The 13,198-nt window shown below is 39.0% G+C and carries 12 protein-coding genes; all 12 read right to left on the bottom strand.

Annotated elements, in window-relative coordinates:
- Positions 1-36 precede the first annotated feature (36 nt).
- Complete coding sequence (gene hflC, locus I858_RS06560) at positions 37-1,008, bottom strand: protease modulator HflC (protein ID WP_065524285.1); 972 nt, start codon at positions 1,006-1,008, stop codon at positions 37-39.
- Positions 1,008-1,973: an FtsH protease activity modulator HflK gene (gene hflK / locus I858_RS06555; RefSeq protein ID WP_204249450.1), complete on the bottom strand. Its 966-nt coding sequence runs from the start codon at positions 1,971-1,973 to the stop codon at positions 1,008-1,010. Before hflK ends, hflC begins: the two co-directional genes overlap by 1 nt.
- Before the next feature lie 173 nt (positions 1,974-2,146).
- Positions 2,147-3,364, bottom strand: coding sequence for a carboxylate--amine ligase (locus I858_RS06550; RefSeq protein WP_065524287.1), 1,218 nt, complete (start codon positions 3,362-3,364; stop codon positions 2,147-2,149).
- 14 nt (positions 3,365-3,378) lie between these two features.
- A complete protein-coding gene (gene pnpS / locus I858_RS06545) occupies positions 3,379-4,776 on the bottom strand; it encodes a two-component system histidine kinase PnpS (RefSeq protein WP_065524288.1) in 1,398 nt (465 codons plus the stop codon).
- Positions 4,773-5,480, bottom strand: coding sequence for a response regulator transcription factor (locus tag I858_RS06540; RefSeq protein ID WP_065524289.1), 708 nt, complete (start codon positions 5,478-5,480; stop codon positions 4,773-4,775). The genes pnpS and I858_RS06540 overlap by 4 nt, the downstream gene beginning before the upstream one ends.
- A gap of 71 nt (positions 5,481-5,551) precedes the next feature.
- Positions 5,552-6,001: a MaoC/PaaZ C-terminal domain-containing protein gene (locus I858_RS06535; protein WP_065524290.1), complete on the bottom strand. Its 450-nt coding sequence runs from the start codon at positions 5,999-6,001 to the stop codon at positions 5,552-5,554.
- 150 nt (positions 6,002-6,151) lie between these two features.
- Complete coding sequence (gene mdh, locus I858_RS06530) at positions 6,152-7,090, bottom strand: malate dehydrogenase (protein WP_065524291.1); 939 nt, start codon at positions 7,088-7,090, stop codon at positions 6,152-6,154.
- Positions 7,091-7,287: 197 nt separating this feature from the next.
- Complete coding sequence (gene icd / locus I858_RS06525) at positions 7,288-8,556, bottom strand: NADP-dependent isocitrate dehydrogenase (RefSeq protein WP_065524292.1); 1,269 nt, start codon at positions 8,554-8,556, stop codon at positions 7,288-7,290.
- A gap of 93 nt (positions 8,557-8,649) precedes the next feature.
- Positions 8,650-9,765, bottom strand: a complete 1,116-nt coding sequence (gene citZ / locus I858_RS06520) for a citrate synthase (protein WP_065524293.1) — start codon at positions 9,763-9,765, stop codon at positions 8,650-8,652.
- 182 nt (positions 9,766-9,947) lie between these two features.
- Positions 9,948-10,334, bottom strand: coding sequence for an FxsA family protein (locus I858_RS06515; protein WP_065524294.1), 387 nt, complete (start codon positions 10,332-10,334; stop codon positions 9,948-9,950).
- A 24-nt stretch (positions 10,335-10,358) separates the two neighbouring features.
- Positions 10,359-12,119 (bottom strand): pyruvate kinase, encoded by a 1,761-nt coding sequence (pyk, locus tag I858_RS06510; protein WP_065524295.1) that lies wholly within the window; start codon positions 12,117-12,119, stop codon positions 10,359-10,361.
- A 22-nt stretch (positions 12,120-12,141) separates the two neighbouring features.
- Positions 12,142-13,101, bottom strand: a complete 960-nt coding sequence (gene pfkA, locus I858_RS06505; RefSeq protein WP_065524296.1) for a 6-phosphofructokinase — start codon at positions 13,099-13,101, stop codon at positions 12,142-12,144.
- Between the last annotated feature and the right edge of the window lie 97 nt (positions 13,102-13,198).

The raw sequence follows: 13,198 nt of genomic DNA, 5'->3' as shown, positions 1-13,198 counted from the left end.
ACGCGGGCAAATAGAAGAGAAATAACGGCCTCAAGCTTAGTCGAAATTACCGGATAAGATATCTGCATATGGCGAGTCCGATGGCAAAATAATGACCGTGTCCTCACCGATTGTTTTCTTATAAGACTCTAATGAACGATACAGTTCGTAAAACTCTGGATCTTTCGAGAAGGACTCGTTATAAATTTTTGCAGCTTGTGACTCTCCTTCTGCTTGGATCAACGCAGCTTCTTTACGTGCTGTGGCAATTACTTCTTGTGCTTGTCGGTCAGCTTGCGCTTCCATTTCACGTTTTTTCGCGTCTCCTTGAGATAAGTAGTTTTGAGCTGTGGATTCACGCTCTGAAATCATTCGTGTGTAAACCGATTGTTCGTTTTCTTCTGGTAAATCTGTGCGTTTAATACGGACATCTAATACTTGAATGCCATATTTATCTTTTTTCAACAACTCGTTTACTTTCGCAGTAACGCTATCGTTCACGCTACCACGCGAAGAATTTTCATCGTTAATAATTTCTTCATAGTTTAATTGTCCAAGTTCAGTGCGGACTACTGAATAGATAAACTCTTCCATACGTGATTCAGCATTGACAATTGTTCCTGCGTTTGAAATCAACTCAAGTGGATTATCGACATGCCAAATGGCATAATTGTCGATAATGATGCGTTTTTTGTCTTTTGTATTAATTTCTGCTTCAGATACATCATAGGTCATTTGATAGTTTGGCAAAGTCGTAACACTTTGGATAAATGGTATTTTCATTTGAATGCCGGGTTGTTCTTGGATTTTGACCACTTCCCCAAACTGGCGAACAACACGATACTCATTTTCTTTGACGATATAGACATTTGTCACAACGATTAACAATAAGACAAATGCAAGCACAAGACCGACGATTAGTTTCCAGTATTTCTTGAAATCAATGGTATCTTTTGGCTCTCTATTTTTTTTAGGTCTTTCATATGGATTGAATTTTTTTACTTCGTCTAAAGGTTTATTGGATTCCATTAATCGCCACTCCCTTCTTCGGTTTCAGTTTTTGGCGGAACCGTTGTTTGCAAACCTTCAAGTGGTAAGTATTTCATCGTACCGCCTTCATCATTCATGATGTATAATTTGGCATTTGGCAATACCGCTTCTAATGTCTCCATAATAATCCGTTGCTTTGTTACTTCCGGATTGTTTTCATATTCTTTGTAAAGCTTATTAAATAGTGCGACATCTCCTGTTGCTTGTTGGATACGCGTTACTTTTTGTCCTTCTGCACGTGAATTAATGGCTGCTTTTTCACCCAATGCTTCGTTGCGTTTTTGATTTTCGTATTTTTTAGCCTCGTTGATTTTGGTATTCATTGTTTCACGAGCATCTGTTACATTAGTGAATGCTGCACGTACTTCTTCGTTTGGCAACTCTACGTCTTGTAGTTTTACAGCTAAAACAGTAATACCGATATCGTATTTCTCTATTAGCGATGCTAACAAATCACGGGTTTCGGCTTCGATTTCTGCTTTCCCAGAAGTTAAGGCATCATCAATTAATGAGTTGCCGATGATTGAACGAATTGATGCAGATGTAGCATCGTGCAAGATATCTTGTGGTGCTTCTGCATTGAATAAGTACTTTTTCGGATCTGTAATTTTCCACTGAACAACAAGATCCGTCAATACGATGTTTTCGTCTCCTGTTATCATTTTAGTTTCTTTATCAAATGCGACAATTTCGCCTTCGTCATTTTGGTTGTAGCCGAACTTTAAGCTGTATGTTTCTTTTGATAAAATTTCTGTTTTTTGGATCGGCCAAGGCATTTTAAAATGCAAGCCGGCTTCTGTATTTGTTTCATTGGCTACTCCAAACGTGATGATCACCGCTTGTTCAGACTCGTCTACTGTATACCAAGAAGTAAAAACAGCTACCAACAGAAGAATTCCGGCAATGGCTAAACCAATTACCGCTAGTAATTTTTTTGTTGTCATAATAATCCCCCTTTATTGTCTCTATATCCTTACTACGGAATAATTGTAAAATAGTTTCATTAAAATAAGAAAAAGAGTCCCCGAGAGGACTCTTTTTCTTATTTTGCAGTTGAATGGGGGTTCATTTAAACCTTATCATTCAACTGTAAAGCCAGTATGAAGCCAGTGTAAAGTTACCATTGATTGTTTTTGTACTTTTTATAATAATTGACTTGTCGTGCTAATAAATAAAGTTTGCGTTTTAAATGTTTATCTTTTTTATAAAATAACGGATTGCCATATTGTCCTTTTTTGATCAAGCGCTTAATATCTTTAAGCACCGCTTTGTTGTCAACAAAATTGCGTAAAACTGCTTTTGGAACAACCGTAAACAAGAAGTCCTCATTCAAATAAGTAATGGGTTTTTCTGTTTGATAAATTAAATCATCTACAAGATATTCCGCCATGTTGTGACCCAGAGCTGTGACGTAATAACTTGAACGACCTTGACGAATATTTACTTCGAATACTTTGAATTTTTTATCACGGGAATCGTATTTTAAATCGAAGTTTGCAAATCCAGTATAGCCTACAGCTTCAAGGAAGTTCTGCAGTTTGACCATCATGTCTTTATCAAAACGAGTAATCAATGCTGTATAGTTGCCGATTGCCGTGACAGTATGTTCTTGCAAGACTACTTGAGCAAACGTTACAAGTTGTGTTTTGCCTTTAGAATTGGCATAAATTACTGAATCCCACATATACGTGTCATCTCCAGGGATATAATCCTGAATAATTAACTCATCACGATAGCCTCCTGCTTTGATTTGCTGAATAACTGTGTGCATTTCTTTCGGACTTTCAACTTTATACACTTTTTGTTGGCCTTCAAACTTATTTTTTGTGTATTCAATGCCATTACTCGGCTTAATAATTACCGGAAACATCATTTCTTCTTCAAAAGGAGTATTTGAATTGCAGTCATAAAAGAAGGTTGTAGGTGTTTCAATACCATGAACTTTGCAAAGCTCATAAAAATTCGCTTTTACCTGCAGCTGGTTCATCAAATCTTCGTTTATATAATTAAACACGTAATGCTCGCGTAAAACTTTCGCATTTTCAATGATTAGTCGAACATATAAATCATTTGTTCCTACAAGTAAAAGTGTTTGTCCTGGAGATCGGTACTTATCTGCAATATCCATTAAAATATTCGCAAATTGAGCATCATCTGCCAACCCAGAACGCAATTCAATTGTTTCTGTAATAGTGCTTAACGATGTAAAAGATAATGGTTCTTTACCGACCAGTATTGGTTTAATGCCATACGCTTCATGAAATGAAATCGCCATGTTGTAAGCATTCATATCTGTTCCGATTATAATGGGTAAAAATGGGTATTTAGTTTCCATACTGTCCTCCTAGATTAATCAGCCAAAGGCAAATAGATAGTAAAGGTAGTGCCGATCCCCACTGTACTGTCGACTTCTACTCGTCCATGATGCGCCTCGATTAAGTGTTTTACTATAGAAAGTCCAAGACCCGTGCCACCTGAATTTCGGCTCCGGGCTCGATCGACACGATAAAAACGTTCAAATAACCGCTCGATTTCTGTTTCTTCAATGCCAATTCCCTGGTCTACCACTTGTATAATAGCTTGGTTATCTTCTACTAATAGCCGTATAGTTATAACAGTTTGACTACTTGAATAAGTAACCGCATTGATTAACAAATTCACCATCACTTGGATTAACCGGTTGGGGTCTCCTAAAACCAAAACCGGTTGAATTTCAAGCTTTACATGAATGAATTTTTCAGTAATCTTTGATTGAATCATTTCAATCGCTCGTTTAATAATAGCTTCCATGTCCGTTGGATGCGCATTTACTCTAAATCCGTTTTGTTCAACTTTAGACAGCTCTAACAAATCATTGATAAGCATTTCTAAGCGGTTGCTCTCGGTATAAATAATTTCCAGAAACGACAACAACGTGTTGGTATCTTGGTAAGCACCATCTAGTAACGTTTCGGAAAATCCTTTAATAGACGTTACCGGTGTTCGCAACTCGTGGGAAACATTAGCTACAAAATCTTTACGAATTTGTTCTAGCCTTTTCAATTCTGTAATTTCTTGAAAAACAATCACAATTCCAAGCCAACGTTGGTGATCTCCAATAACAGGTGCTCCGTATACAGTAAAATTTTTTAGTTTTATGCCGGATACAAATTCAATTTGAACGCGTGCGAGCGTTTCTGTCATAAACACGGTTTCGATAAATCCTTCTACTACTGAAGGAACTTGAATTTCTTTATAAAACTTGCCCATTACACTTTCAGGCGTTAATCCGAACTCTTCTAAAAAAGGCTTGTTTACAAGTGAAACGGCACCTTGCTTATCAATCATGATTAATGCACTGCCCATGTTTTCGATTAATGTTTTTAGACGTTCTTGTTCCATGACACGTATAGCAGTAATTTCTTGCAAATTTCGAGCCAAAATGTTTATCGTTCTACTCAATTCGACTGTTTTTTCAGCATTCGATTCGGACGCTCTTGCCAGATAATTGCCTTTGACCAGTTCCATAGCAGTCTCAGTCGCATTTTCAATTGGTTTGATTGCAACGTCAATAACGCGACTTCCGACAATAGCTGATAAAATCATGACCACTACAAATGAAACAAATAAGATCAACCAAATATCGGTTTTATCTGTAGCATTTTCATAAAGTGGCAAAAGCTGAAGTACAATGATAAAAAGAGCTGCCAACATCAGTCCTATCCATACCAATAACGTGATGAGTAGGCGATGCCGTAAAGAACTCATACTTTTTTCGGCCCTTCAAATTTATAGCCCAATCCACGTATAGTTTTGATAAATATCGGTTTTCGACTATTGTCTTCTATTTTGTCACGCAAGTGACTAATATGAACATCAACAATGCGTGTGTCTCCCGCAAAATCGTAGTTCCAGACAGCACTAAGCAATTGATCACGTGTTAACACTCGATTTTTATTTTCCATCAAATACACCAACAACTCAAATTCTTTAGGTGTAAATTCTATCTGTTTTTTATCGAGAAATACTTCAAATTGATCAGGATAAACTTCGAGTGTACCGAGTGATATCGGCATTGAAGAATCTTGCTCAGGACTCGGGACTTGACTCGCACGTCTTAGCACAGCTTTAATGCGCGCTACAACTTCTCTTGGACTAAATGGTTTTGTCATATAATCATCAGCGCCCAGTTCAAGACCCAACACTTTATCAAATTCATCACCTTTAGCAGTTAACATGATAATCGGCGTATTAATTTTTTTCTGTCGTAAAGACTTACAAACTTCTACACCATCCATCGAAGGCAACATAAGATCCAAAACGATTAATGACGGATCACCTTCTAAAGCCAACTCATAGCCTTGTTTGCCATCATGAGCAATGATAGTTTCAAAACCTGCTTGAATCAGGTTATAGGAAAGCAATGTCGCAATTGAATGTTCATCTTCGATTATCAATATTTTTTTCAGCATTTTACATCCTCCACATTCAGTTTGAAACCCCCATTTCAAACTGCGTTAGCCTTTATTTATTGCATGAGCCGTTAATCTTCAGCGATTCGCGGTGGATTGGCCGTAATTTTTCCTTGTACTACGATTTCACCTTGTTCATCAATTCCTTTAACTTGAACGATTACTTCATTGCGCTCAATATCTACTTTGACGACTTCTAAGTTAAAATCGATTGTCGCGTAATGATAGACTGGCTTTAAAAAGTCTAGCTGCTGACTAACAATATAAGATCCCGGACCCGGTATATATTTAGATATCGCAGAAGTTAAAATTCCCGTTAACATAATATTTGGTACTACAGGTTTCTCAAAAGACGTCTTTAACGCAAAATCATGTTGGATGTAAAGCGGATTGCTATCATTCGTCAAACCCAAATACAAGAGAAGATCTTTGTCTTCTATTTTTTCTGTCAGCTTTAAGTTCTCACCGATTTTGATATCTTCCACGCGCTGACCTAATTCCCGCTTTTTCCCAAGCAACAAATAACATCCCTCCATTATCTTAATATCCTTATAGTATCAAGTTAGTCAATGAAAGTGCAAGCTCTGATAGAACCAACAAAAGACAAGTTGAGAGCATTCTTCGAATAAAAAAAGTGAGCAGGAACGCACCCTGCCCACTTTTTGTCTTGCTTACTTTAATACTTTCATTACTGCTTTAACAGATTCTGCTGATTGGTTTAATAATGCTTTTTCTTCTTGGTTCAGATCAATTTCAATTATTTTTTCGATGCCAGCTGCGCCCAAAACAGTAGGTACACCAAGATAAATACCTTCCATTCCATATTCTCCCTCTAAATAAGCGATAGATGGAAGAATACGGCGCTGGTCTTTAATAATTGCTTCTGCCATTTCAACTAACGCAGCTGCAGGTGCATAGTAAGCAGAACCATTACCTAGTAAGTTGACAATTTCCGCTCCACCTTTACGCGTGCGCGTGACAATTTCATCTAAACGTTCTTTGGAAATTAATGATTCAAGTGGAATACCGCCTGCATAAGAATAGCGTACAAGCGGAACCATATCATCACCATGTCCGCCCAATACAAAGCCTGTGACGTCTTTAACTGAGACATCTAGCTCTTCGGCTACAAAAGTTCTAAAGCGTGCAGAGTCTAGTACTCCTGATTGTCCGATTACTCGTTCTTTAGGCAAGCCGGATGCTTGAAAAACAGTATAAGTCATTGCATCTACTGGATTTGTCAAAACAATAATCGTGGTATTAGGAGAATACTTCACAATATCTGTCGTGACAGCTTTCATTACTTTCTGATTGGTTTGAACCAAATCATCACGGCTCATTCCAGGCTTACGTGCAATTCCTGCGGTAATAATGACTAAATCAGAGTCTTTTGTATCTTCGTAATTAGACGTACCCTTTACGCGCGCATCAAATCCAAGAACCGGACCTGCCTCAGCCATATCCAAAGCTTTCCCTTTTGCGGGGTCTTCCATTGGTGGAATATCAACTAACACCACATCGCCTAATTCTTTTTGAGCCAATAAGAAGGCTGCCGTAGCCCCTGTAAATCCAGAACCGATTACTGAAATTTTTGTACGTTTGAATGTCATGAAATATCTCTCCTTTTGGTAGATTATTTTCATCAATTTAATAGCATACTAATATTGCACAATACAATGACGTGATCCCAGGAAGTCTTCGTTGTTTTGTGCTTTATCTATTCAGTCAGATTAATGAATACAGATTTTTGTGGATACTTAAAATCATACAAAAAAGGGAGGGAAAAAATCCCTCCTCTCTTTTAGTTTTATAGATTTTTGATTAATTCGTCAGCAAATGCAGAGCATTTTACTTCTGTAGCGCCGTCCATCAAACGTGCGAAGTCGTAAGTTACAACTTTAGAAGCAATTGTTTTCTCCATAGAGCTTGTAATCATTGCAGCAGCTTCTGCCCAGCCAAGGTGCTCAAGCATTAGTACACCTGAAAGGATAAGTGAAGAAGGATTTACTTTATCAAGACCTGCATATTTAGGAGCTGTTCCGTGAGTTGCTTCGAAAATCGCATGTCCAGTATCATAGTTGATGTTTGCTCCAGGAGCAATACCAATTCCGCCGACTTGTGCAGCTAAAGCATCAGAGATATAATCTCCATTTAAGTTCATTGTTGCAACAACATCGAACTCGCTTGGACGTGTAAGAATTTGTTGCAGGAAGATGTCCGCAATTGAATCTTTAACAAGAATTTTGCCTGAAGCAAGTGCTTCTTCTTGTGCTTTATTTGCAGCGTCTGTCCCTTTATCGTCTTTAATTGCATCGTATTCGTTCCATGTAAATACTTTATCGCCGAATTCTTGCTCAGCCACTTCATAGCCCCAGTTTTTGAAAGCTCCTTCAGTGAACTTCATGATGTTCCCTTTATGAACAAGTGTTAATGACTTGCGGCCTTCAACGATTGCGTAGTTGATTGCAGCACGAACTAAACGTTTTGTTCCTTCTTCTGAAATTGGTTTAATGCCAATACCCGAAGACTCAGGGAAACGGATGTTTTTAACGCCCATTTCATCTTGTAGAAATGCGATCAATTTTTTCACTTCGTCCGAACCGTTAGCATATTCAATACCAGCGTAGATATCTTCTGTGTTTTCACGGAAAATAACCATGTCAGTATCTTCTGGGCGTTTAACCGGTGAAGGTACACCTTCGAAATAACGAACTGGACGCAAGCAAGTGTAAAGATCCAACTCTTGACGAAGTGCTACGTTTAATGAACGGATACCGCCGCCGATTGGCGTTGTTAAAGGACCTTTGATTGCAATTAGGTATTCGCGGATTACGTCAAGAGTTTCTTCAGGTAACCATTCGCCAGTTTGGTCAAATGCTTTTTGTCCTGCTAAAACTTCTTTCCAAACAATTGATTTTTCTCCGTTATAAGCTTTAGTTACTGCTTCTTCTAAAACGCGAGATGCTGCATGCCAAATATCTGGTCCTGTCCCATCACCGATAATGTATGGAATGATTGCATTGTTTGGTACGTTTAAAGTGCCGTTTTCTACTGAAATTTTTTCGCCGTTAGTCATGTTTAATTTCCTCCTGTAGTCAAATTCATAGGGCTGCACAGAGTGCAAGCCCTATAAGTTGTATTTTTATAAGGTGCTGGTATTAAACGTTGCTTATCTTTCTTCAACAGGTACATAAGCTTGCAAACCAGGTCCGATGTATTCCGCACGCGGACGAATTAGGCGGTTGTTTGAATACTGCTCTTGAATATGAGCCAGCCAGCCCGATGTACGCGATAATGCAAAAACAGGTGTAAATAAATCATGTTCGATGTTTAAGCTGTGGTACACAGAAGCTGAGTAGAAATCTACGTTTGGCGGAAGGTCTTTCTGGCCTGTAACGATTTCATCGATTTTCACCGACATGTCATACCATTTTTCTTCGCCTCGGATTTTCGTCAGTTTTCGAGACATTTCACGCAAATGCTTTGCACGTGGATCGCCTTTGCGATAAACACGATGACCAAAGCCCATGATTTTTTCTTTATTAGCTAACTTTTCGTTGATAACTTTTTCTACATTGTCGACCGAACTGATTTCAGTGAGCATTTTCATTACTTGCTCGTTTGCGCCGCCGTGAAGAGGTCCTTTTAACGCGCCAATTGCAGCTGTTACGCCTGAATAGACATCAGACAATGTCGCTACTGCCACACGAGCTGTGAATGTTGATGCATTTAACTCGTGATCAGCGTGAAGTACTAATGCTTTGTTAAATGCTTCTTCTTCAATTGCTTCTGGCACGTTGCCAGACAACATGTATAGGAAGTTTGCAGCAAAGCTCAAGTCTGATTTTGGTGCGATTGGTTCTTGGCCGTTGCGAATACGTCCAAAAGCAGTAACCAAAGTCGAAATTTTCGCTTGAATTTTAATGGCTTTACGATAGTTAGCTGCAGGTTCCATAACTTCTGCTTCTTCATCAAACAAACCAAGCATTGAAACAGCTGTGCGAAGTGCTGCCATTGGATGCACACTTTTAATATCGTATGTTTTAAAGTGATCAAGTACAGCTTGTGGAACCGCCATATTGTCTGCTAGTTGTTGCTTTAGTTCTGCCAATTCTTCAGCTTTTGGCAAGCGTTGATGCCACAACAAATAAATTACTTCTTCAAAGCTAGCATTGACGGCTAAATCATCGATATCATAGCCAACATATGTAAGTGTGTCATCAATGATCGAGCTGATCGCGGATTGCGTTGCTACTACACCTTCTAAACCTTTTGATGATGTCATTTAATTAGCTCCTTTTCCATATAATTCATCATTCCAAAAAAAAGCAGAATGATGGTTCATCTGCGTTTGTGAACTTCTGCGTTTTCCCTTACTAAGCCATTATAATCAACTTTGTAGAGTTTGTGAATGAAAACGATTATAGAAATTAAATTTCTTTAAAAAAATGATGTAAACACTCGGAATTATCCTACAATAACCCGAGTGTTTTTCATTTTTTTATGGATCAGCTTATAGATAAATGGCTTATAGATTTTCTGCGTTGGATTAAATAACAGTGTAAAACCAACTGCGTCTGTGATAAATCCAGGTGTTAGCAATAATACGCCTCCGACTAAAACAAAAGCCGCATTTAACAACTGTTCACCAGGAGCCTGAAAACTATTCATGCCACTTTGAATATCTCGGAATGCTTTCATGCCCTGTTTTTTAGCAAGAAAAGCACCAAGTAAACCAGTTGCGACAATGATTGCCATGGTCGCGAAAAATCCAAGCTTGCCCCCTGCCCAAATTAATAAAGCTAATTCAAGAGATGGTACAATAATTAAGGCCAAGAAAATCCATTTCATCATTTTGACCAGACTCCTTCTTATGAATTACAGAACGCTAGCATGGCCATGATAGACAATGCCTGAATCTGAATCCATCGTTATTTCATAATTGTTTTTGATAAGTGAAGTAGCTTCGCTAACACCAACAATGACCGGAATTCCGAGACTTAAGCCAACTACGGCAGCATGGCTCGTTAGTCCGCCTTCTTCTGTAATAATTCCTGCGCATTTGTTGATGGCTGGCATCATTTCGCGATCTGTTCCAACCGTAACGATAATTTTACCTTCCGTATCGATAGCTAAAGCCTCTTCTGCATTTCGAACAACCACAGCTTCAGCAAAAGCAACAGTTTTACCAATTCCTTGACCTTTTGCCAAGATATCTCCAATCACATGGACTTTCATCAAGTTTGTTGTACCTGCGTGTCCTACTGGAACACCCGCTGTAATAACAACTAAATCTCCGTGCTTTACGTAGCCATGCTTTAAACTTTCGTCTACTGCATTTTCTAGCAATTCATCTGTTGAGTGAACTGAAGCACCAATAATCGGTTGAACTCCCCATACTAGCGTTAATTTACGTGCTGGACGCTCTGCAGATGTGACTGCGATAATGGGTGCTCCTGGACGGTATTTAGAAATCATTTTAGCAGTTGTTCCGCTTTCAGTTGGAGCAATAATCGCTTGAACTTTCAAATTCAAAGCTGTATAAGCCACTGCTTGACCAATCGCTTCTGTCATATTCGACTCTTTTTCTTTTCTTCTGTTGGAAACAATTTGCTTATAGTTTAATGCAGCTTCTGTCGTTTCAGCAATGCGGTCCATCGTTTTGACAGATTCAACTGGATAAATTCCTGCAGCTGTTTCACCCGACAGCATAATGGCATCTGTGCCATCAAAAATAGCGTTCGCTACATCGCTTGCTTCAGCACGAGTTGGACGCGGGTTGCGTTGCATCGAATCGAGCATTTGAGTTGCTGTAATTACCGGTTTACCCGCACTATTGCATTTTTCGATCAATGATTTTTGAACTAACGGGACTTCTTCAGGAGGAATTTCGACACCCAAATCGCCACGCGCAACCATTAACCCATCAGATACTAAAATAATTTCGTCAATGTTATCGACACCTTCACGGTTTTCGATTTTCGGAATAATTTGAATATGCGAACCTTCATTTTTTTCTAGCAAACCACGAATCTCCATAACATCTGAACTTCTTCTAACAAATGAAGCAGCTACAAAATCAACATTTTGTTTGATTCCGAATAGAATATCCTGTGCATCTTTTTCTGTGATTCCAGGCAGTTGAACAGATACCCCTGGAACGTTAACGCCTTTTTTACTTTTTAATGTTCCAGCATTTTCAACGATTGTATTGATAATTCCATTTGCAGTATCTAAACTTTCAACACGCAATTCAATTAATCCATCATCTAGTAGAATGACTGACCCTATGTTGACGTCTTCGATTAGTTGTTCATACGTAATAGAAAAACGCTCAGCAGTTCCTTCTACTTCTGACATTGAAATTTCGATACTTTGACCCGTTACTAATTCAATCGAGTCATCTTTCATTTGATGAGTACGGATTTCTGGACCTTTTGTATCTAATAAAATCCCGACGATTTTATTCGCTTTTTCAGCCGCTTGACGAATACGTTGGATGCGTACAGCATGTTCTTCATGATTACCATGGGAAAAGTTTAAGCGGGCTACGTTCATTCCTGCTTCAATCAATCGATCTAACATTTCAGGTGATTCACTTGCTGGCCCAATGGTGCAGACAATTTTCGTTTTTCTCAATAAACTCACTCCATTTTTCTTTTTAAATTGCTAATTCTTTAGACAATGTATACAAACTCATATCTGCTTTGTGTTCAGTTGTAAACGCCTCTGTCATATCATAGTCTATCACTTGGTGATTCTTCATGCCAATCGCCCTTCCTCCGTGACCTTCTAAGAGGACTTCCACTGCATGTGCACCAAACAAACTACCTAGAACACGATCTCGCGCCGTTGGTGATCCACCGCGTTGAATGTGGCCGAGTACGGAAACGCGTGTTTCAATATCGGCTTTTTCTTTTATCAGCATTTTTAATTCATTTCCGCCCATAACACCTTCAGCAACAATGATGATGCTGTGACGTTTTCCACGATTGCGACCTTTTTGCAAACGTTCAATCATGTCATCGATATTGTAACTTTCTTCTGGAATTAAAATAGTTTCGGCTCCGCCTGCAAGACCAGCCCATAACGCTAAATCCCCTGCATCGCGCCCCATCACTTCGATGATGAATGTGCGTTCATGGCTTGTTGCTGTGTCACGGATTTTATCGATTGCCTCGATGACCGTATTCAATGCCGTGTCAAAGCCAATTGTATAGTCTGTTCCTGGAATATCATTATCAATAGTTCCCGGTACACCCACACATGGAAAGCCTCTTTTTGTTAAAGCCATAGCTCCATGATAAGATCCATCTCCACCGATAACAACCAGCCCTTCAAGACCTTCTTTTTCCATATTTTCTATAGCTTTTAATTGGCCAGCTTCGGTGCGAAACTCTTCGCAGCGAGCTGAATACAATTTAGTGCCTCCACGTTGAATAATATCACCAACGTCTCCAGCCTCTAACGTTTTGATCGTGCCTTCAATCAGTCCTTGGTAACCTGAATAAATTCCAGCTACTTCGACTCCATGAAAAATTCCTTTTCGGACGACTGCACGGACAGCTGCATTCATGCCCGGCGAATCTCCTCCACTAGTTAACACTCCAATTTTTTTCATTTACTATGTCCTCCTGCAGTCCATTTACTCACTTAACCTTACCATGCTAAAGCATTGCTGTCAGTTCTAAATAGCCAGTCAGCATGTTAAGTATTTG

It is taken from the genome of Planococcus versutus, assembly GCF_001186155.3.
Lineage (GTDB): Bacteria > Bacillota > Bacilli > Bacillales_A > Planococcaceae > Planococcus > Planococcus versutus.
The sequence above is the reverse complement of the archived record's forward strand: the minus strand, read 5'-3'. Positions and strand labels throughout refer to the sequence as shown.